At 43.3% G+C, this 981-nt stretch carries 1 protein-coding gene; it reads left to right on the plus strand.

The window, feature by feature from the left end; translation table 11 throughout:
- Positions 1 to 123 precede the first annotated feature (123 nt).
- Positions 124 to 981, plus strand: an 858-nt coding sequence (locus A3761_RS01805; RefSeq protein WP_156491501.1) for a PP2C family serine/threonine-protein phosphatase, incomplete at its 3' end; no start/stop codon positions are given.

Here is a 981-nt window from a genome sequence, read left to right on the forward strand (position 1 = left end):
GCTGTATATTGCGTTCGTTTTTACATATGCCGTTGAAAATTAAGATTTTAATCTAAAGGGGGTGTTATTTTGCTACTTATTGGCGCAATAATACCCATAATAAATAAGTGAGTGAAATATCAGATGCATCTAGAAAGCGGGCTTCGTACAAGTGCAGGGCAAATATCAGTAAAGGGCTTAAAGCACCAAAATGAAGATTCTGTCGGAATATACGTCCCGAAAGAGCCTCTATTAACTGTAAAGGGAATGGTTGCTATTGTTGCCGATGGAGTCAGTAGTGCAGAGGCGGGCAAGGAGGCAAGCGAAACCTGCGTTAAGAACTTTATCTCCGACTTCTTCAGTACACCTGACTCCTGGACAGTTAAAAACTCAGCTCAAAAAGTATTAACGGCTTTGAATCGTTGGTTATATGGGCAGGGGGTTGGTTATCTTCAGGCTGAGCATGGCTATATCAGTACAATGTCGACCTTGGTTATCAAGTCGCGTGTCGCGCATATATTTCATATCGGCGATAGCCGAGTGTACCGGCTTAGAGGGAATAACTTTGAGCAGCTCACGCATGACCATTCCGCCAGAGTAAGTAAGGATTCCACTTATCTTACTCGTGCAATGGGAATGGATTTAATGCTTGATGTCGACTATTACTCGGAGGATGTCGAATCTGGTGATATCTTTTTTCTGAGTACCGACGGTATTCATGATTTTATCAACGATAAACGTATAAAAGAAGTCATTGCTAAGGCGGTTGATTGCAAGTCGGATGAATTTACCGGGCTTTGTGAGAGCTTGGTTGATATTGCACTCGAAAACGGCTCCGATGATAACTTGAGTTGCCAGATTGTCAGAGTCGATGCTTTGCCTTGTCCAAATGCCGAAGATGCCTACGTAAAGCTTTCGGACTTACCCTTCCCACCAGAGCTTTCCCCTGGAATGTCTATTGACGGCTACCATGTGATAAAAGAGCTACATGCCAGTAATCGA

The organism is Oleiphilus sp. HI0123, from assembly GCF_001635315.1.